Here is a 21316-nt window from a genome sequence, read left to right as displayed (position 1 = left end):
TTACATAATTTATGCTACGGCAACAGCTGGGTTCTGCCAACGCCCAACTGCTTTGCCAACCACTGCAAGTTCTTGCATCAAGCGGTCGAAACGTTCTGGAGTTAGAGATTGTGGACCATCAGATAAGGCTTTTGCCGGGTTGGGGTGAACCTCAATCATCAAAGAGTCACATCCAGCGGCGATCGCCCCTAGAGACATCGAAGGTACATGTGTAGCCCAGCCTGTGCCGTGGCTAGGATCAACCATAATAGGTAGGTGAGTCAGGCTTCGCAACACTGGTACTGCTGATAAATCCAGCGTATTCCGGGTGTACTGGTGGTCAAAGGTGCGAATTCCCCGCTCACACAAAATCACATTTGGATTTCCTGCTGCCAGAATATACTCAGCAGCCATCAACCAATCTTCAATGGTTGCAGCCATTCCTCGCTTCAGAAGAACTGGTTTTGACTGCGCTCCCACTTTCTTCAATAGGGAGAAATTCTGCATATTCCTTGCGCCTACCTGAACGACATCCGCTGCTTGGGCGATTTTCTCCAGGTCTGCACTATCCATGACTTCTGTGATAATGCCCAGTCCGGTTTCTTCCCGCGCCTTTACCAACAATTCCAAAGCACTCTCGCCGTGTCCTTGGAAGGCGTAAGGCGAAGTTCGGGGTTTGTATGCGCCACCTCGTAAAAACTGTGCCCCAGATGCTTTGACTCGCCGCGCTGTCTCTACTATCATTTCTTCATTTTCTACTGAGCACGGACCAGCAACGACAACCACAGGGTGATGTTCACCAAAAAAAACTGGTCCATTGGGAGTGTTCACCACTACCTCAGAAGCTTCCCCGTGACGAAACTGGCGGCTAGCTCTTTTGAAAGGCTTTTCTACCCGCAACACCTGTTCGATCCAGGGGCTAATTTCCTGGATTCGCAAAGGGTCTAAGTCAACGGTGTCGCCAACCAGACCAATTACTACCTTGTGCTGACCAACAATTTTTTCTGGTGTCAGCCCCCAAGTGCCGAGTTCCTTGCTCAGACGGTCTATTTCCGCCTCAGGGGAACCAATTTTCATGACTACAATCATGTTAAAGTTCCTGCTTAGTTGAGTTGTATCTTAGAATATATTGCTAGTTATATTCCGTCATTAGATCTTTGATTAAGTCTTTCTTAATGAAATAAAACTAAATAAATCAAACCACAGATAAAGTTTGGTGTTCATCTGTGGTTCAAAATCATTAAGACAAGATGATTGGAAAAAGTCCACCAGCAAAGAAAAATCAATTATTCAATAATAGCGTTTAGCAGTTTCGTGACTGAATATTGCAGCGAAACAAAGCATAAATTTTGAATTAGTAATGTTGAAGTTACAAAATTTAAACTTCAACATTATTTTTTTCAAATCTACCCAACACCGCAGTTATTTAGTCTCAACGCTGCTCACGCCCTTAGCTGAACTCAAAATTATTAATTCAAAATTGAAAATTATTTTTAAACTTTGAATTTTGAGAGAAGTCTGATCCGAGGTTGACTAGCATCACAACTTCGGTGCTTTTGAATGTTTGAGCAGCGAGTGGGGGCTTGTATTCTTTTTTTGAATTTTCATAGCACCTAGCACTTAGGGCGTTAGCGCGTGCCGCAGTGAAGGTGCCATACTTTGAATGCCCAAATTTGTGGCTAAATGTGGCTTACTATACATTCTTTTGGCGAGTTTCACGCCAAACTGCCACCATTCGCCCCAAATTGGTCCTAAACTCATTCCAGCCGAGCAGACTCCCGACTCTGTCTTCATCCCACGAGGCTGAGAGAACACCATAAGTTATCCCCAACACCCCCAAACCAAAAAATCCCATGTTCACCAGTAACACCGCGATGGAAGGTAGTTTGATGCCAGCGTAGATTAACAGCAGATAGCTGACAATGAGGCTACTGATACCCAAAGCTGTTGGTATACCGGAGAAGCCAGCCACTCGGCGAATCATCCGCTGGCTGACCACCTGGGGGATTGCTATTTCTTCTTTGGTGAAAGGTGGCTTCTTCTGATCCTGTTTCCCAGATTCCTGCTTGGTCTCTGGTTGTGTGCTTTTTGCTTTAGCTGGTTTTTGGCGCTTTTTATTTGGTTCAAAAGGCAAGCGGCTGCGTTCAGATTCGGCAGACATAAGCAGTATTCTCTATCCACGAATACCGAGACGACCAATCAAAGCTTGATAACGTTCCCGGCTACCCTCCTGAATATAAGATAAAAGACGCTTGCGTTGACCAATCAGCTTCAACAATCCCCGCCGCGAAGAATGGTCTTTCTTGTTTGCCTGGAGATGTTGGCTAAGACGGTTAATGCGCTCCGTCAGCATAGCCACTTGGACTTCAGCGGAACCAGTATCGGTTTCGTGAACTTGGTACTGTGTGATTAACTCTTGTTTGCGCTGTTGCGTTAAAGTCATGACCCAATGAATTAATTTCTAATTTCTGCAGCAGTTTCCCATAATATCATAGCCATCATCTTTAGAGTGTGGGGTATTAGGAGGATGAGGGAGATAAGGAAAATGAGGAGAATTTTCTTTGCGTCCCCGCATCCATGTATCGCCAGGAAAGCCCTTCGGGTATCTCCTTTGGAGACGCTACGCGTATGCCTAGCGGCACGCTTTGCGCTTATGCCAGTCGCCTAGGTCGGGAAACCCTCCCGAAGTTTGCCCGGAGGGAAACCCTCCTTGCAACTTCTCTGGTGCAGCGCTCGACTCACCGTCATTCGCGATCTCCGAGCGTGTCTCCCTTTCCCCGTGTTCTCCTCTGTATTCCCCTAGACTTTTCGCAAAATATAGTGTTCAGCTTTACAAAGCATATTGAATCCTAGCATCTACCTTAAGCTTGAGTTATGGTAGTGGGTGCGGCTAATTGTTGTTCAGTTGGTTCTAATTTTTACAGTCAATTCTTTAGAGAAGCGCGAGGTCCGCACGCTGTTATGAGAATTTTAGTCATTGAAGATGATGAGCTAATACTTAATCCGCTTGTCGAATTGCTGACAACCCAGCATTACGCTGTTGATGTTGCTAGTGATGGTGAAGTTGGTTGGGAGTTAGCAGAAGCTTTAGTCTATGACCTAATAGTACTAGATGTAACGCTACCCAAACTAGATGGACTCAGCCTTTGTCGGCGAGTGCGATCGCAGGGGATACAATCACCGATTATCCTGTTGACCGCTCAGGATAGCAGTACAAACAAGGTCGTTGGTTTAGATGCTGGAGCCGACGACTATGTGACCAAACCTTTTGATTTCCAAGAGTTACTAGCACGTATCCGCGCTTTACTGCGACGGGGAAGTCCAGCCTTATCTCCACTGCTAGAGTGGGAGAATTTGCGGTTGGACCCTAGTGTTTGTGAAGTGACCTATGATGGGAACCTACTACATTTGACTCGGAAAGAGTACGCTTTGCTAGAGCTTTTCCTTCGCAATCCCCACCGCATATTTAGCTGTAGCGCAATCATAGACCACCTCTGGTCTTTTGAAGAAACTCCAGGAGAAGATACAGTGAGAACGCACCTCAAGGGGTTGCGGATGAAACTTAGAAAAGCGGGACTTGCCAAAGATCCGATTGAAACCGTGTACGGTATTGGCTACCGCCTGAGAGGAGCAGAGGAGCAGAGGAGCACAGAGAAGTCCGAGCGGAGGCTTCCTCCGCTCGGAACTTTGGAGGAAGCAAAGGAAGCAGGAAAGGACACGAGGACACGCAGACAAGCAGACGCGGTGAAAGGAGAAAAACTTTCCACGTCTGATCCATCTCCATCCCCCTCATCTACCTCATCCCCCTCATCATCCCTCACACCTGAGGAGATAAAACAGCAGACTCAGAGAATAACTGCTGGCGCTTGGGAGCGTACCAAAGACAAGTTGAGCGAACGAGTTACGGTCATTGAACAGGCTACGACAGCATTGCTTCGAGATGCACTCTTAGATGAACTGCTCTCAAAAGCACATGCAGAAGCTCACAAGCTAGCGGGTTCCCTAGGTTTATTTGGCTTTGGCTATGGTTCGTCTTTGGCTCGACAAATAGAAGAGTTGCTCGAAGCTGAAGAGCCATTGGTTCAACAGCAAAAACTGCACTTGTCAGAACTGGTTGTGGCGCTACGCCGGGAGTTGCAACTTGCAACTGCAAACTCTACCCCTGAAGAATCATCAGCTGATGAGCGTCCCTTTATGTTGGTAGTTAGCCAGGATAAGTCACTGGCCCAGGAGTTGGTCAAGTCAGCCGTCAATAGGGAAATGCGCTCCCAAATAGTCATAAATCCAGCACTAGCCAGGGAGGAGCTAAGTAATAATCGCCCCGATGCGGTGGTTCTTGACCTTTGTGGTAACACCACTGAGGATGGTTTGAGGTTGTTAGCAGAACTCAACTGTTGTACACCTCCAGTACCAGTATTAGTGATCACAAATCAAGATAATTTGCTTGACCGAGTACAAATAGCCCGTCTGGGCGGACAGGGTTGTTTACAAAAACCAGTAGCTTCAGCCCTGGTAATGGAGACAGTCACAAATCTGCTACAGCGATCGCGTAAGGCTGCAGCTAAAGTCCTGATTGTGGACGACGATCCGCTTATACTATCGGCTGTATCTTCTTTGTTACAGCCTTGGGGTCTTAAAGTTTCGACTTTGGAAAATCCCCTGAACTTTTGGGAAACCTTGGAAGCGACAACACCAGATTTGCTGGTTTTAGATGTAGATATGCCTCAAATGAACGGGATTGAACTGTGCCAAGTTGTGCGTAACGATCCCCGCCATTGCGGCTTACCAGTACTATTTCTAACTGCACGCACTGATGCGGATACGATGCGACGCGTGTTTGCTGCTGGCGCAGATGATTATGTCAGCAAGCCCATTGTCGGTCCAGAACTGGTGACTCGCATCCTTAACCGCTTGGATCGAACACGTATGCTGCGGACTATGTCTGAAATCGATGCTTTGACTGGAGTGGCTAATCGTCGCCAGTCAACCCAAGAACTCAACCAGTTACTGACTCTAGCCCATCGCCACAATCAGCCTTTGTGCTTTGCTGTTCTAAAAATCGATCACCTTCAGCAAATTAACCAACAGTACGGTCATGCTGTGGGCGATGAAGTGTTGTCTAGATTTGGAAGACTGTTACGACGACATTTTCAAAGTGAAATTCTTTGCCGATGGGGTGGTGCTGAGTTTGTTGTAGCAATGTATGGAATGACACAAAAATACGGAAGACAATGGATAGAGGAAATATCTGTCAATTCAGGCAAAGAAAAGTTTCTCACTCCTGACGGAAAAGATTTTTCCGTATCATTTAGCGCAGGAATTTCTAGTTATTTACACGATGGCACAGACTTGGACACACTGTATCAAACAGCATTGGCAAGATGTGATCGTGTGTTATCACAGAGAAATCTGAGCAGTAGAAGTTCCCGTCCCCAATCGCAACTGCGTACAAAATAACCCTACTCATACTAAGTTGCTTAGAAATTTAATCGGGCAGAGTGGAGAAAAATTCAAAATTCTTTTTTGAATTGTCAAAGCCTGTCTTCCAATCCCAAAAATCATGCATAGGGCTTTCATCTAACCATGCAAGCAGACACAAGTACAACTCAAACAAAGCTTCGGCAAAGGCTATTCACGCCTGTACTTACAGGCATCAGCGTTTTCATTGTGACTCTGGTATTTTGGCGGGAGTTACTCTTTCAAGAAGACGTTGATATCAACAGAAACGTTGAATTAGCAGCAGCTAGTGTTAGTTATCAAATCACAGCCCCGCTTGAAATTCGTACACAGGCATTGGTTCGCATGGCTAAGCGGTGGGAGAGACGAGGTGGAACTCCTCAAGCAGAGTGGGAAGCAGATGCTTTCAACTTTTTTCAAGATTTTCCAGGTTTTCAAGCAATTGAATGGGTAGACGAATCATATTATGTACGTTGGATTGTTCCTTTAGCAGGAAATGAAGTCATAAAAAATCTCAACTTGACTTTTGAGAAGCGTCGTCGGACTGCTTTAGACAAAGCCAAAGAAACCCGGAAGATGACAGTAACACGTACAGTCACTTTTCCTCAAGGAGGCAAAGGATTTTTAGTGTGTATACCTCTGTTTTCAGACAATGACTTTAATGGATTTGTAATCAGCGTTTTTCGCACACAGTTATTGTTAGACACTATATTAGACAAGAATCTAACGCAGAAATATAATGTCGCTATTTTTGATGGTAGCGAACAAATCTACGCCAGTCATCAAGAAGCTATCAACAGCCAGAGGCAAACTCGATGGACACACAACTCAGAAATCAAAATTGATGGTGTCACATGGAGTGTTCGCGTTTCGCCAACAGCGGCATTGCTAGCTCAGCAACGTTCCCCTCTTGCCGATGTAGTCCTAGGTTCAGGCTTGCTAACCGCCGTGCTTTTGGCATCGTTCGTGTACCTAAACCAGAAGTCCAGACGCTATGCTCAACAGGCGAGGGCAATGAATCAGGAATTAGCTCATGAAATCACCGAACGCCAGCAAGCAGAAGCAGCATTACAGAGGTATGCAGCAGAGCTTAAAGACTTGTATGATAATGCACCTTGTGGCTATCACTCTGTAGACATCGAAGGTATCTTCATTGGCATAAATGATACCGAACTCAAGTGGTTGGGTTATACACGCGACGAATTGATTGGAAAGAAAAAGTTTTCTGAGTTGTTGACGGAATCTAGCATCGCAACTTTCCAAAAATGCTTCCCCATTTTCCAGGAGCGTGGTTGGATGAATGACGTGGAATTTCATATGATTCGCAAGGATAGCACCATTTTACCCGTGCTTTTAAGTGCAACTGCCATCAAGGATGAGGTAGGTCAGTTTGTGATGAGTCGGACTACAGTTTTTGATATCAGCGATCGCAAAAAAGCAGAAACAGAACTGGGTAACCTAGGTTCTGCTTTAGAAAGTGCAGTGGAAGGCGTCTCCCGCTTGGATAAGCAAGGACATTACATTTATGTCAATCAGGCGTATGCCAGAATAATGAGCTATCAACCAGAGGAGATGGTGGGTCTGCAGGGACAACTCACTGTTTATCCAGAAGACCGGGAAAAAGTGATGGTAGCACATCAAAAAATGCTTAATGACGGTAGGGCAGAAGTAGAAGCCAGAGGTGTGCGTCAAGATGGCTCGGTATTTGATATGCAAGTGGTTATGGTCAAAGCCCATGACATACAGCAGAATTACATCGGTCATTACCAATTCATGAAAGATATTAGCGATCGCCGCGAAATAGAAAGGCTTAAAGATGAATTTGTCTCCATCGTCAGCCACGAATTGCGGACTCCTTTGACTTCCATTCGGGGTTCCTTGGGTTTGATGTCTAGTGGTGTACTGCAGACCCAACCCGAAAAGGCTCAACGGATGCTGGAAATTGCAGTCAATAATACTGACCGTTTAATCCGATTAATTAACGACATCCTGGATATTGAACGCATTGAGTCAGGCAAGGTCACAATGACGAAACAAACTTGTGATGCTGCTAGCTTAATGCTTCAGTCAGTAGATGAAATGCGTTCTATGGCAGACAAAGCAGAGGTAACTTTGTCTGTTTGTCCTGTATCAGTTCAGCTTTGGGCAGATCCCGACCGGATTATCCAAACTTTCACCAACTTGCTCAGCAACGCTATTAAATTTTCACCTCCAGGTAGTACTATTTGGCTCAGTGCTGAAGTTTGTCAGGACACAGAGACACGGGGACACGGTGAGACAGCTTCTCCATCCTCGCAGCCCTACATACTGTTCCAAGTCAAAGACCAAGGAAGAGGTATTCCGGCTGATAAACTCGAAACCATATTTGGACGTTTTCAGCAGGTTGATGCCTCTGACGCACGTAAGAAAGGCGGTACTGGCTTAGGGCTTGCAATCTGTCGCAGTATTGTGCAAAATCATGGCGGACGCATTTGGGCAGAAAGCAACCCAGAGGGTGGTAGTACTTTCTACATTTCGCTGCCTATACAGCAAGAACAACACGAAAAGCCTATTATCCCACTCACTGAATCTGACTCTAATTATCCATTGGTGTTAGTCTGCGATGATGAGTATTCAGTTCGTATCATGCAGACGATGCTAGAAGAACGTGACTACCAAGTAACTACTGTCGCTTCGGGGGAAGAGGCAGTACAAGTGGCACAACAACTACAGCCTGATGTCATTTTACTTAACCTGATGATGCCTGGTATGCATGGTTGGGAAACTCTAGCAGTTTTGAAGCAACAGCCGCAAACTAAAGATATTCCGGTGATTATTCTTAGTAGTTTGATGCCGGATGCTACAGTAGCTCTTCATCCAGAAGTGAACGACTGGATTGTTAAACCGCCGGACGAAGGGTTGTTGTTTCAGGCTTTGGAACGAGCGCTCGCAGGAGAACACAGCCAGAGTATTAAAGTTTTAATCGTAGAAGATGATTTAGACTTGGCACAGGTGTTGATTGCGGTATTTGAACGTTATCGCATAGAAACTTATCATGCCAAGACAGGACGAGAAGCCTTGCACCTGAGCCAGCGTCTTCTCCCTGACTTGTTGGTGTTGGACTTAGAACTGCCAGAGGTTGATGGTTATGCAATAGTAGATTGGTTGCGACACCATAGGCGTTTATGTTCAGTGCCTATGGTTGTGTATTGTGCTAAAGACCTAAACCAGTTAGATCGGGAACGACTAAAACTAGGACAGACTTTATTTTTGACCAAAGGTCGTGTCACGGCAGATGAATTTGAACAGCGTGTCATGACTCTGCTTAACCGGATTATTTCAGCCCACAAGGGAGGCAACAGTAGTGATAGCTAAACGTGTTCTTATCATTGATGATGAAGAAGATATCCGAGAAGTCGCCCAACTGACCTTAGAAGCTGTAGGTGGTTGGCAAGTCTTTACTGCTGAATCAGGCTTAAAAGGGTTGCAGTTAGCTGAAGCTGAAAAACCTGATGCGATCGTTCTAGACGTGATGATGCCAGAGATGGATGGTATTGCGACTTTCCAAAAACTACAAGCAAATCCTGCTACCCAAAACATCCCCGTGATTTTAATGACAGCTAAAGTTCAATCTAGTGAGCAACGCCGATTTGCTGAACTTGGCGTGACGGGGCTGATTGCCAAACCTTTCGACCCCATGACTTTAACTGACCAGTTGGCAGAAGCTTTGGGCTGGCATTAGGCATTGGAAAAAATTTCTCCCTTCTCCACAGGTTCTTCATTTTTAGACTTTAACTTTAGAAATATCAGGTGACTCCGGTTTGGAAAATCACCAACTGCAATAAATAAACTACTACGGTCAATTGACTGAAATTACCTTTGGTAGTGAATTATTGCAGAATTCTTAAGGGAATAAAACATTTCTAGAGAAGGGACAATATTCATGTACGAACAAGATTTTGAACAAGAATATCACGAATTTTATTCTGCTGTCGGTTTGTTCGCCTATATTTCAAAGTTTAGAGATAAAGCATTAGTAGAAATTTGTGAACAGACATTAATAATGATACTAGGTTTAAAATACACAACCAATGTCATGAATGCGGCAATGTTTCAGCTAGCTGAGTCTGCTCCTGAAACTTGCCAATGGATTTGGCAAAATTTACCTGAGCATGAAGCGTGCATTTCATTAAAAGAGTATTTTGTTATGCTTGCTATACAACAATTAATTAGCCAAGGTTTCGTTTTAGGTCAAGATTTTAGCGCTACTACTCACGGTACACTACTAATTAATGAAAATGCTAAAGTTGCATTAATCCAAAGTCTTTCTCATCAAAATTTGCTTTTACTTGAAGAACTTATTCAAGTGAAAGAACAGGTAGCTTTTTACTAATTTAGGACAAGAGTTAAAACACAAAGATATTGCACAAAATCAAAAATTATTCTTCAATATTGGAAAAGCTCTCTTATGCAACTGAGAAATTTGCTCAATCTCGGAATAAACCCTTTGCAATTCCTACGCCAATGGCTTGAGTCTTTGGAAGTTCGTAACTACAAAGCCGCTCAACTATTATGCAAGCTGATTCCGTCTCAATGTCCTTTTGAGCGCAAGATTAAACTCTTTAATCAGACCATTGTGTACATTCCTCCGTTGTGTAAGCTAAATCCTTTCTACGAACAATTGGTTATGCTTCGCTTCAAGTCTTTAGTTTATCTTGCAGATGAATGTGGTGAGGATGTTACGGTTTATTGTTGATAAATATATAGACATAAATACACTAGAAATAGTGCAGGCAAGACGCCCACACTACAAAACAAGAAACCCATAAGAAAAATAAAAAACTTTTCCTACCGCCAAACACATACTTTCGCTTGGTATGGTTCTATATCAATCATAATGCCATCTTCCCCAGCTTCCACGTCATAATTACCTGTCCACTCGTGCCATCTGCCAGCACTGGGAAACTCAGGAACGTGATATCCACTAAGGTTTTGGTCTGAGAAATTTGCCAAGACGACAACACGAGAACCTTCTTCATTCCAACGAACATATGCCAGCACTTTGGCGTCTACATCCTCATGGAAAAACTCAATGTTATCACTTTGCAAAGCGGGATTATGTTTGCGTAAAACAATAAGTTTTTTATAGTACTCAAATAAATCGCGATTTTGGTCTTTCTCCAACAAAGGCCATGCAATCTTTTTGGGCTGAGTTACAGTTTCACTTTTGCGTTTGTGTTCCCCAAATTCTTCCCCCATCCACAGCATCGGTATACCCATTGCCGTGATCAAGAGTACTGCTCCTAACTTGGCTCGTCTAAAGGCATCCTCGTCAAAGATACCGCGTTCGCCCAATTCTCTCAAAAGATGTTCGCGATCGTGAGTTGCCAAGTAATTTACTACATTTATACTAGCCGCATAACCCTGTCGCCTTGGATCTAAAACCTCCTTAAGCTTTTCAGGCTCAAACTTTTCACCGCAAATATGTGGAATTACAAAATAGCGAAAACTTTCATGCCAACAAGCATCTAGCGGTCCTTCTGGAGTAGTAATGGTACTAGTATCAGGAATGTGTTCAGCAATGTTATAAAACGGTTTAGGTGCAGTATTCTTTTTCGCTTGAGTTGCAAGCCAGTTTAGGAATTCATTGTTAGCTAATTGGCGCACTGCATCAAAGCGAATTCCGTCAATGTGATACTCCTGAACCCAAAACCGGACTACATCACCAACGTATTTCCATGCAGGCTTAACGTCTAATTTTTCGTCATAGTTATCATAGTTAAACTCGGGACCCCAGTAATTATTAGGGTCTTCCGGATAATGCATATGTTCGTAATACCAGTAATTCCTGTCAATTAGCATTAACGGGCATTCTTCATCAGTATGGTTATAAATTCCATCAACAAAAACGCGAATACCCCTAGCATGGCACTCGTCTATAAATCGCTTTAAATCTTCTGTTGAGCCGTAGCTGGATTCTGTAGCGAAGTAATGACGAACTTTGTAGCCCCAACTATAATCGCCAGGATACTCATTTACTGGCATCAATTCAATTGCATTGATTCCCAATTCTTTGAGATAATCTAACTTTTCAATTGCATCTACATATTTTCCACGTTTGTAAGAGACAACTTCGCCACCAGTAAAATCAGCAACGTGCATTTCGTATATGACTAATTCATGATTTTCTGGTAACGGCGTATCGTCGTGCTGCCAAACATAAGTATCAACAATTTTTTTGCCGTCTTTAATTCTTACTATACCGACTTTTCGCTCTTCATCAACGTCTGTTGCATAGGGGTCGATAAGATCTACCCATTGATCCGGTTCAAAATTTGGACTTTTAGTTTGAACACGGAACTTATATTGATAGACACCATCTTCTAATTCTACTTGAGTGCGAAAATAACCATCCTCTGCTTTTTCCATTGGTATCTCTTTCCACTCCAAAAAAGACCCAATTAAAGCAGCTCCTTGATTACGAGGAGCAAACAAATTAAATTCAATTAAACTTGCCATTTCAACTGCTTAATAAATTGAATCAAGTCAATGACAGGAAATGTAAATATTTTGTAATATACATATCAATAAATCTTCTTTCTTGAGTTATATTTATTTTTTATTGAAAATACACCCTACATTTTTCGACAATTGGATGGCAGGAAAGAAGTAAAAAGTGAGAAAAAAGTGGGAAATAGCATTCTCTAATTCCCACTTTATTTAGCAATCCTCAGCACATTTGTGTGAAAGTGCCTGCGCGTTCAAACAAAGTAGCGTGCCGCAGCGCCTCCGCGAGTGCGTATCCAAAGGACTCAGCGCATAAATCGAAAAGCTCAGATTCCCGACTTCTTAAAGAAGTCGGGAATCTTGTTGTTCACAAATGATTTACGATTGCTATTTCAATGCATTTATGAAAAGATAAGTATTTTTTTAAGCAGCTGGTGCAGCGGCAGTTGTTACAGTCCGATTCTCTAGGATAGGCTTGCGGGTTTTCAGGTCAAATTTATATCCATGTGGCAAAATATGAAGCCTTGCTCCGCAAACTGCCAAAGCCTCATCCTTCAGGATTTCGTCAACATTGCTGTGTATAACCTCTGAATCATCGACAACTGTAACAGAGCCTTCCCCAATCACTTCAAACTGGCTATCAGTCACAACGATCGCCGTGTTCTCGTCAATGCCAAATCCTAAAACAGCAGGCTGCTGTGCCAAAGCTGCAATTAAGCGTCCCAACCGTCCGCGTTGCGAGAAATGCTGATCAATGACAACCCCTGGTAGGAAACCTAAACCGGGACCCATGTCCACAATTTCCATCCGAGGGTTTGTCTCTGAGTCGCCTTCCACAATCATGACATCTGGCATCACAGCGGCTCCCGCGCTTGTCCCTCCCACAACTATGCCTTCAGAGCAGCGTTTGTGAATAGCTTTATCAATTTCAGTGTCCTTAAGGACGCTGGTGATCCGGGCTTGGTCTCCTCCAGTAAAAAATACACCAGTGGCTTTATTAATCGCTTCTAACGCTGTAGACGAAGACGCATCTTCTCGGCTTTCGGTGTCAAGTATACGAACATCCTCGGCTCCTAGCCGCTCAAATACTCTAATATAATTCTCTCCGACTTCTCTTGGCAGTTCTGTCGCCGCTGTCATAATGGCAATCCTGGCTTTCGTACCCCCAGCACGGCGAACGAACTCGCGAAGAATTTGGCAATCCCCCTCCTTATCTTCCGCTCCCCCAATAATGACCAATTGTCGTTTAATTTCACTGTCTACCATAGAGCCTCTTCATACGAGTTATTTATTTCTATAAAACATGATAATTCAAGCTATAAAAACTCCCATTTGGTAGAGTAAAATACAAAAAATAAATATGTATTATGTAGTAGGTAGTGTTCAGCCGCTAAAGAGTACTATATAAAAAAGAATAGAAATAACAACTCTGTGATCACCGCAAGTTAAAACAAATAAAAAGTCAAAAGTCACAACAGTTAAGAGTCTTTGACTTTGAATTGCATAAAGCTTGTATCTACTTCGTTATTGGTCTTAAGCGCAGCTTTTGCAATTGACAAGCCTCTAGAAAACTTCTCTAGAGGCTTTGTTGTCTTGACTAATTTTTGAAACTAAACAAAAAGAGTGTTAGTTATCCACTCTTTGTCCATTACCATTACTCTTAAGCCACTTTGAATACAAATCTTCTTTTATCGAACTGGTTTGATTCGTCTCATTCTGGTTGGAAACTAGTACTTTGAGGGTCGTTTGGTAAGCGTTATTCACTAGTTCATGACCGTAACCAATCACTACACCAGATTCGCCTGTTTTTTGGTGAATTGCACAATCGCCAACAGTAAGCATCATGACTGCCTTGTTGTTGAATTAATTTGTCCTTTGTATTGTTCTGCGAGTGTTCAATGAGTTACCTCAACCTTTTGACAGATTTTACCTAATTAATATTTCTTAACCAAATAAATAATTCTAAAGGTAGGTAACCTATTTACTTTAAAGGGCTTCTAAAGAAAAAACATTGCGGGCTGAGGTAAAGACTATAGCGGTTTTTAATTGGGTTCAATACATCAAACAATTAAGAAACCGCAGCCTTAGGCGATCGCTGTAGCAGATGTAGACGCCTGAAAGGCGGTGAGCCAGTCCGGTGGACAGGTACCCTGGTATAAAGGAACCGACTTTGACGCAGACTCCCCGTAGGGCTTCCGGCAGAGTAGCTGTACTTTATCCGGATGAGAATCGCTGTGTAAAAAATATCCAAAAATCATCTAACCAAATTGGTTAGCTAATTCCCATCCAGATCTGATAAACGTTGAATAACAAAGTCAAGCTGTGGGAGATGTCAAACTTGTACTTGATTCAATTTTTCAGAATTTTTAGCAGGAATTGCAATAAAACAATGATCAATAAGTAAAAGGCAAAAGGTAAAAGGTAAAAAGTCAAATGATTTAGTTTTCCTTTTTCCTTTTTCCTTTTCCTTACTCTACACCTGATGCTTATTTAATATTAGCTCTAGCATCCCTAACTGCAGCAACGAAAAATAATCCTGTCAGTGGAATGCTTAATGCCAGAATAATTGCAGTTGTTTGAGTACCCAAGTCCGGTTGTCCAGAAGCGAGTTCAAAAATTGAACCTACAGCTGCTATAGCTGTGATACAAGAACCAGCCAGAAATAAACCGCTTTTTGGAGTAACTGTATTCACTACCTGACCACCCTATGCTACTGGTTTTACAGCTTGATGTGAAAAGCCATGCTTAGATAGCTCTTGTGCCAAAGCCAAAGAATTATCTACACGATCTACAAATACCACACCATTGAGGTGATCCATCTCGTGTTGAATACAGCGTCCGAGCAAATCTCCAGCTTTTAATGTCCGGGGACGCCCATACTCGTCTTTGTAAGAAATTTCTACAACTTGCGGGCGCTTGACATCCATGTAGACTCCTGGGATGCTCAAACATCCTTCCTGCGCCACACAAATTTCGCGACTAGCCTGCTTGATACTCGGGTTAATCAACACCAGTGGTGGGTTAGCTGGGTTATCTGGTTCGCAGTCAATGACAATGAGCTGTTTGTGAATTCCCACTTGGGGTGCAGCCAAACCAATGCCATCCTTACTGTACATGGTTTGCAACATTTCACGTACCACTTGACGAAGTTCCTCATCGACTTTAGACACGCGCTTAGCTGCTTGACGGAGGACGCGATCGCCTAAGTAATGAAGTTCTAATGGTGGATTTTTTAACTTTTTCTTTTCAACGGCGATTTCTATAGGCATGATGCTGTAACTCGCTCTTTTAGGCTTGGTCTTATATAGTGTAAGTTCTTTAATCTTAACAATTTCAGCCCCCCAGTTCGATTCGGTAAAACCCACCATCAAGGGATGCGACACCTACACCTACCGATGTTATGTTATCCCAGTTCATCGAGAGTGCAAACTTTATCACCTCGACTGTTTCACCTCGCCCTTAAGGGGCTTTGCGGTATTGATAGAGAGGTTCAAGCTCAATCTGGAACCACAATATTTTCTAAGCCCACCTCCGCTGGCGGGTATTGTGGGTTCATTGACTCCAGCGTATCGGCAATTGTACGAGCAACAACGAGATTACGATACCACTTTTTATTAGCTGGCACCACATACCAGGGAGCATATGCAGTTGAGCAATTATTAATTGCATCTTGAAACGCTGCTTGGTAATCATCCCAAAACTGACGCTCTTTGATGTCATTGCTAGAAAACTTCCAGTGCTTATTTGGGTCTTTTAGCCGACTTTCCAAGCGTCGTTTTTGTTCATCTTTAGAAATGTGGAGAAAAAACTTAATCACTCTGATATTGTTAAGAGTTAGCATATGCTCGAACTCATTAATCACGTGATAGCGCTCCTGCCAAACCTCCTGGGGTACTAACTGCTTCACCCTAACAATCAACACATCTTCATAGTGGGAGCGGTTGAAGATAGAAATCATCCCGCGTTGCGGTGTCCGCTGATGGTAACGCCAGAGAAAGTCATGACTTGACTCCTCATCACTTGGCTTTTTGAAAGACCACACTTGGCAACCTTGGGGGTTCAATCCGCCAAAAACGTGTTTGATTGTGCCATCTTTACCACCTGTGTCCATTGCTTGTAGCACAATCAATAAGCTGCGATTATGTTCGGCATACAACCGTTCTTGCAAATTCTGAAGGCGCTGGCGCTGGTGTTCAAGTTCATCTTCAGCGTCTTTTTTGTTTTTGTAGCCTTCAGAGGTGTTCGGATCAATAGCAGCTAAAACAATTGGCTGTTCTGGTCGAACTCGATAGCGGGCATAGTTTGGTTTTGGTGGCGGGGATACTACAATTTTCTCTGGAGCCATTTCTGATGCCACTTCGGTTGTCGCTTTTGCTGCTGCGTGCAAAGCTTCAGAGCCACGCTGTTTTGCACTCAAAATGTTGTCTGGTAGATTGCTTGGTGTATTCATAGCAATTTCCTTATGAAAAGAATTTTGTAGTATTGTTTCTTAACTTAAGAAAATTGAGTGAACACTACCTCTATCAATGGTCAACCAAATTAACTGTTGTAGGAGACATATTGTAGGACTTTATATGAAGCTTAGTACGTGGCGATCGCGCGTAACGGATTGCTATGCAGGGCGATCGCCCGTTTAAACTTAATGAACCACAATTTATTAAAAGTGGCGTGCCAGAAGGTAAAAAATGATAATAATTGTTACTCTTTATCATTTATAATTCTTCCTAATAATATAAGAATTATAAATATGCACTCTCAATGGGATGCTTTGCTGAAAAATCTCGGTGAATGGCAAGGTTCATTCACCCGCCTCTCGCCTCAAGGTGAAATTCTGGAAGATATTCCCAGCATAGTTTCTTTAGAAGGGTTGAACAACAACCAAACAATCCGCCAGACTATAAGTCTGGGGGGAAGTGAAAAGGTTTTAGAATACTCTTCTTTAGGACGAGGTGTACTTTTTTTTGAAAATGGGGCGTTTTCGCAAGGTTCGATCCAGCTAGGACCATTTTCTGAATTTGGGGCAGAACTTGGGTTAATTCACGAAAATCGCCGCTTACGCCTCGTTCAGTTGTTTGACAAAAACCTCCAGCTAGACAAACTCACCCTCATTCGAGAACATCTTGCCGGAACTCAACCAGAACAACGTCCACCTTTGAAAGTAGATGATCTTCTGGGAGAATGGCAGGGTGAAGCAGTCACAATATATCCAGATTGGCGTTCTTCCCAGAGTTACCCTACCAAAATGCAATTAGAACTTAATGAGTCTGGGCGACTAAGGCAAAGCTTAACCTTTGGCGATGTCTCACGACACGACGCTACGCATCTACGCACGATTACTTCAACCGCGACTGTTAAAGACTCTATTATCCACTTCGACGAAGATCCGCACAAGCAAATACAAGTATTACTCCTACCCGATGGCGCTTCTGCCACTTCTCCACTAAAACTACAATTACGTCAACCACTTTTTCTTGAGGTAGGTTGGCTTATCCAACCCGACTTGCGCCAACGGATGATTCGCAGCTACAGCGACAAAGGCGAGTGGGTGAGCGTGACGTTGGTAACAGAACGCCGAGTTCCTTGTTCCAGCTGAAGTTTGTAGAAATCATAAGGAATACACGAACATGACATCGTTTGTAGTCATCTCGCCGCTACAAGTAAGATATTAGATCAGCAGAAAGTACCGCTTCGTAACTACTAAACCAAACTTAGACAAGTTGGGACTTATGAATAGGGAACCATAAGTCCAAGATGAATAACAAGCTGAGCATAGAAGAGCTAACAACACTGGTCGTTCAATCTCAAGCAGGAAACCTCAACGCCTACAGCAAGATTGTCCGGAACTTTCAGGATATGGCAGTCGGATACGGCTACTCAATTGTGGGTAGTTTTCAGTTAGCAGAAGATGCGGCACAGGAAGCATTTATTGATGCGTATTTAAACCTAGAAAAACTCCGCTCAGCCGCTGCCTTTCCTGGCTGGTTAAAAAAAATTATCTTCAAGCATTGCGATCGCCTAACACGGGGGAAGCGCGTCTCAATCGTGCCATTGGAAGATACAGCTCAATTGCCCTCAATTCATCCCGAACCAGCCCAAATCGCTCAACAGCGAGAGGTGAAAGACAAAGTGCACCAGGCTATCCAGGCACTGCCAGAAAGCGAACGCATCGTGATCACACTCTTCTATATCAGTGGTTATTCACAAAAAGAAATCAGCACATTCCTAGATATACCAGTATCGACAATCAAAAACCGCCTGCATTCTGCACGTAGCCGACTAAAACAAAGGATGATTGATATGGTGTCAGATAATTTGCATGAAAAGCGCCCCTCCAAAAACGAAACATTTACTGCTCAAGTGATAGAGATACTCGACGCATCTGTTAGCGGCGACAGCACAAAAGTGGAGTTTCTGCTCCAACAAGAGCCAAGATTGGCGAACATCAAGAGTAGAGAAATCAAGAGTACGCCTTTGCATTTCGCCGCCCATCGGGGGCATTTAGAGGTTGTCCGGTTCTTAATCGCCGCTTTTGCAGATGTTAATGCTAAAGAAGACAATGGCAGCAATAGCACGCCCCTACACTGGGCGGCAACGGGTGGATATCTGGACGTATCGCAACTGCTAGTTGAAAACGGCGCTGACTTAAATGCAATTGACGGCTGGTACAACCTCAGCCCACTAGGTTGGGCAACAGTCGTCAAGTGCTTTACAAAAGACCAATCGATTCCTGGTGAGCAGTACTCTCAGGTGTCAGAGTATCTTCTGGCACAAGGAGCTTCTCTGGATATATTTTCGGCGATTGCCCTGCAAAAAGTCGATGAAGTCCGGTGTATGGTGAAAGCAAACCCAAATTTACTTTCCCAAAGGCTTGGTTTTGCTCACAACGAATGGCAGCCACTGCACTTCGCAGTGGTCGAAAACCTGCTTGATATGGTGCAACTGCTCTTGGACTGCGGGGCTGATATTCATGCCCGAACTGCCTGGGGTATGACTGCTTTATGCCTTGCTATTCATGCCAAGAACGAAAAAGTTGCAAAGCTGCTAACCGAACGAGGAGCCAAAGTCGATTTGTCTGCGGCAATTGTATCAGCACAATGGCAGCAAGCCAGAGCCATTCTTGATGCCGACCCCACCCAAGTGCAGCCAGGAGGGCAAAATCAGTTGCTGCTACATTACACAGTTCAACAAGGTCTTGTCGAAGGGACAAAAATGCTTCTAGAGTACACAGATGCCAACATCAGAACCAGGCATTTGTTTGGCGATTTTGTCACCAATCTCACACCTTTGCATATGGCGGCTCTTTACGGTCATGCTCAAGTGGCTGTTGCTCTGCTGGAGCATGGTGCCGAAGTTAATGCTAAGGACACTGAAAGTTTGGAGATAACGCCGTTACACCTTGCCGCAATGAAAGGTTATGTGGATATGATTCGACTTTTAGTGGAGCATGGCGCTGACCTAACGCTTTTAGACAGCGTTCATGGCGGCACGCCCCTAGGGTGGGCAAATCATTTCTGCCAGGATGCGGCTATGACCTTGTTGAAACAATTCGGGGCAAAAGAGTAATACCTACCTTTTAACCGATCAGCGGGAGATTAAACAAGGAGGAATATCAAATTTTTGATACATTTGACGATGGGTTAATAAATTGAGTAAATTCACCGTCTTTAAATGTCTCTTCCCAATTCGCTGGTACGCGATAGGGATTAGGATTGTCTTTTGTGGGTACATACATGAAGATGTACTCACACTGAACTCCATCTAGTTTAGTCTCCGGAGTTATACCCCAATCTCCAATATATGCGCCTGTAAGAATTGCACCTCTAAAATCAGTTCTGTCTAATTGCGCTTTTGTCAGGTTAGCTCTGGAAATATCCGCATTTTGCAAGTTAGATTCATTCAGCCTAGCTGCAATCAAGCTAGCATCTCTGATATTCGCTCCCTGCAAATTGATACCTTGCAAGTTCCAGCCATCGAAATTTTTGTTCTGCAAGTCTTTTGTAATCAGCAATTCTCGTATTTTTTCATCTTCAAGATACGTTGTCCTAATGTCAGCAAAATTCAGCTTTTTCGCCTGAAACCAACAGGTACGTGTCAGGATAGATTTGATGAAATAGGTGTTTTTCAGCCTTGCCTGCGTAAAGTCGGCATCTGTCAAATCGCTTCCTTGAAAACTGGTTCCGCGTCTTGTTACTAAGCCAAAAGCAATATTGCGAACCCAGCTTTGCTTCTCATCTTCAAATAAAGCACGGCAACTAACCTCAGCAGACAGGATTAATGTTAATACTGCTACTATCACTGACGGTGCTCCTGCTGTTACACCACCTACCTTTGCCCCTGCGACAACCACTGCTCCGGCTACCGCCCCTGCCATTGCTACTGTCACTGCTACTACAAATAATCCAGCTATAGCCCCTGCCACTACCGCAGCCCCGGCTATGACTACTAGCCCTGTTGCAGCCACTATCACTGCTACAGCCCCTATGATAACTACTGTCACAATCGCTGACAATTCCATGACCCGTGTCTGGGTGCCTGTGCCAACCCATGCTACTGCCACGACTCCTGCCCATACTACTGCTGCAACCCCAGCACATACAACTGCCACTGCCAAAAATCCACAGGCTGCAGCCACGCCTCGACGCATAGTGATGAGAAAAAAGAGTAACAATACTATGCAGCTGATGACAGCAACATAGATATTTTCACGGTTGCCATTTACTACAATGAATCCTAACAGAGAGCCACCGACAGCCGATAGCAATCCTGATACTGCTGACAGCAGTAATGCAGATATTAGTATGGTAATTGCCCAACGGCGTTGTAGTCCCGCTCTCGCATGGCTGAAGTTTGCTCCTCTAAGGATGGCATCTGTGAAGTCAGTACCTCGGATATCGCAATAGGAGAAATCTGCACCTGTTAAGTCTTGCCCTTTGAAGGATTTGCCTCTGAGCTTAGCACGGCGGTAGTTTTGAGCCACGTTCAATTACAACAAAATTGGGGGTACTTTTAACTACAAGTTGTAGAATATCAGTTTTTGGCAGCTTTAGATATCTGTCAAGTGCCTTAATATTTTAGTTGACACCTGAAGAAGTTGTCAGAACTGCGGCTAGCTTACAGCGGTTTTTAGGTAAATGAACCACATCACAAGACCTCGCTTCCATTCCTCTGTCCACCTCTCCCTAACCCTCCCCTAAGAGGTTTGGGAAGAGGAGCAGCTTTTATTACTGAGAGAGGCTTTAAATCTTCCCCACTTCCCTTGTAGGGAAGGGGGGTTGGGGGGTTAGGTTTGGGGGTTTCATTAAAATTACTCAAAGTTGGTCAACCTTGGCAAAATGCCCAACTTGAATACTCGTTTTTGATGTTAAGAACGCATGTTTGGTTGGGCATTTTGCCA

General features: G+C 43.8%; 18 protein-coding genes. 7 read left to right on the top strand and 11 right to left on the bottom strand.

Annotation, left to right across the window (positions count from 1 at the left end; translation table 11 throughout):
* Window positions 1-9: 9 nt before the first annotated feature.
* The 3 genes from aroF to rpsO all read right to left on the bottom strand — a co-directional run bounded on the left by aroF (window position 10) and on the right by rpsO (window position 2422).
* Window positions 10-1068, bottom strand: coding sequence for a 3-deoxy-7-phosphoheptulonate synthase (gene aroF / locus V5G28_RS17605; RefSeq protein WP_332989216.1), 1059 nt, complete (start codon window positions 1066-1068; stop codon window positions 10-12).
* A 604-nt stretch (window positions 1069-1672) separates the two neighbouring features.
* Entirely contained in the window at window positions 1673-2140 is a 468-nt protein-coding gene (locus V5G28_RS17600) for a PAM68 family protein (RefSeq protein ID WP_332989214.1), read from the bottom strand.
* 12 nt (window positions 2141-2152) lie between these two features.
* Window positions 2153-2422: a 30S ribosomal protein S15 gene (rpsO, locus tag V5G28_RS17595; RefSeq protein WP_332989212.1), complete on the bottom strand. Its 270-nt coding sequence runs from the start codon at window positions 2420-2422 to the stop codon at window positions 2153-2155.
* Between the two features lie 518 nt (window positions 2423-2940).
* On the opposite strand from rpsO, the gene V5G28_RS17590 reads away from it, so the two are divergent.
* From V5G28_RS17590 to V5G28_RS17570, 5 genes are all read left to right on the top strand, one after another.
* Window positions 2941-5436, top strand: coding sequence for a response regulator (locus tag V5G28_RS17590; protein WP_332989210.1), 2496 nt, complete (start codon window positions 2941-2943; stop codon window positions 5434-5436).
* Window positions 5437-5562: 126 nt separating this feature from the next.
* Window positions 5563-8790: a response regulator gene (locus tag V5G28_RS17585; RefSeq protein ID WP_332989208.1), complete on the top strand. Its 3228-nt coding sequence runs from the start codon at window positions 5563-5565 to the stop codon at window positions 8788-8790.
* On the top strand, window positions 8780-9157 hold the full coding sequence (locus V5G28_RS17580) for a response regulator (protein WP_332989206.1): 378 nt from the start codon (window positions 8780-8782) through the stop codon (window positions 9155-9157). The genes V5G28_RS17585 and V5G28_RS17580 overlap by 11 nt, the downstream gene beginning before the upstream one ends.
* Window positions 9158-9358: 201 nt before the next feature.
* On the top strand, window positions 9359-9808 hold the full coding sequence (locus V5G28_RS17575; RefSeq protein ID WP_332989205.1) for a hypothetical protein: 450 nt from the start codon (window positions 9359-9361) through the stop codon (window positions 9806-9808).
* 75 nt (window positions 9809-9883) lie between these two features.
* Window positions 9884-10171: a Mo-dependent nitrogenase C-terminal domain-containing protein gene (locus tag V5G28_RS17570; protein WP_332989202.1), complete on the top strand. Its 288-nt coding sequence runs from the start codon at window positions 9884-9886 to the stop codon at window positions 10169-10171.
* A 92-nt stretch (window positions 10172-10263) separates the two neighbouring features.
* Here the strand turns inward: V5G28_RS17570 and V5G28_RS17565 are convergent, their stop codons facing one another.
* From V5G28_RS17565 to V5G28_RS17535, 7 genes are all read right to left on the bottom strand, one after another.
* On the bottom strand, window positions 10264-11934 hold the full coding sequence (locus V5G28_RS17565) for an alpha-amylase family glycosyl hydrolase (protein WP_332989200.1): 1671 nt from the start codon (window positions 11932-11934) through the stop codon (window positions 10264-10266).
* A 411-nt stretch (window positions 11935-12345) separates the two neighbouring features.
* On the bottom strand, window positions 12346-13188 hold the full coding sequence (locus V5G28_RS17560) for a cyanophycinase (protein WP_332989198.1): 843 nt from the start codon (window positions 13186-13188) through the stop codon (window positions 12346-12348).
* 360 nt (window positions 13189-13548) lie between these two features.
* Window positions 13549-13767, bottom strand: coding sequence for a hypothetical protein (locus V5G28_RS17555; protein ID WP_332989196.1), 219 nt, complete (start codon window positions 13765-13767; stop codon window positions 13549-13551).
* A 239-nt stretch (window positions 13768-14006) separates the two neighbouring features.
* Window positions 14007-14180: a hypothetical protein gene (locus V5G28_RS17550; RefSeq protein WP_332989194.1), complete on the bottom strand. Its 174-nt coding sequence runs from the start codon at window positions 14178-14180 to the stop codon at window positions 14007-14009.
* 228 nt (window positions 14181-14408) lie between these two features.
* Entirely contained in the window at window positions 14409-14615 is a 207-nt protein-coding gene (locus tag V5G28_RS17545; RefSeq protein WP_073634512.1) for a hypothetical protein, read from the bottom strand.
* Window positions 14616-14627: 12 nt separating this feature from the next.
* Window positions 14628-15191 carry a peptide deformylase gene (def, locus tag V5G28_RS17540; protein ID WP_332989192.1) on the bottom strand — a complete coding sequence of 188 codons (564 nt, stop codon included), beginning with the start codon at window positions 15189-15191 and terminating at the stop codon, window positions 14628-14630.
* A 227-nt stretch (window positions 15192-15418) separates the two neighbouring features.
* Window positions 15419-16372: a polyphosphate kinase 2 family protein gene (locus V5G28_RS17535; protein ID WP_336231097.1), complete on the bottom strand. Its 954-nt coding sequence runs from the start codon at window positions 16370-16372 to the stop codon at window positions 15419-15421.
* 297 nt (window positions 16373-16669) lie between these two features.
* Here V5G28_RS17535 and V5G28_RS17530 point away from each other — a divergent pair, with 297 nt between their 5' ends.
* Window positions 16670-17515 carry a DUF3598 family protein gene (locus tag V5G28_RS17530; protein ID WP_332989189.1) on the top strand — a complete coding sequence of 282 codons (846 nt, stop codon included), beginning with the start codon at window positions 16670-16672 and terminating at the stop codon, window positions 17513-17515.
* 158 nt (window positions 17516-17673) lie between these two features.
* Entirely contained in the window at window positions 17674-19485 is a 1812-nt protein-coding gene (locus V5G28_RS17525; protein ID WP_332989186.1) for a sigma-70 family RNA polymerase sigma factor, read from the top strand.
* Window positions 19486-19531: 46 nt separating this feature from the next.
* Here the strand turns inward: V5G28_RS17525 and V5G28_RS17520 are convergent, their stop codons facing one another.
* Window positions 19532-20899 (bottom strand): pentapeptide repeat-containing protein, encoded by a 1368-nt coding sequence (locus tag V5G28_RS17520; RefSeq protein WP_332989184.1) that lies wholly within the window; start codon window positions 20897-20899, stop codon window positions 19532-19534.
* Window positions 20900-21316: the final 417 nt, after the last annotated feature.

The sequence above is a fragment of the Scytonema sp. PRP1 genome, assembly GCF_036697665.2.
Classification (GTDB): domain Bacteria; phylum Cyanobacteriota; class Cyanobacteriia; order Cyanobacteriales; family Nostocaceae; genus Kalymmatonema; species Kalymmatonema gypsitolerans.
The sequence above is the reverse complement of the archived record's forward strand: the minus strand, read 5'-3'. Positions and strand labels throughout refer to the sequence as shown.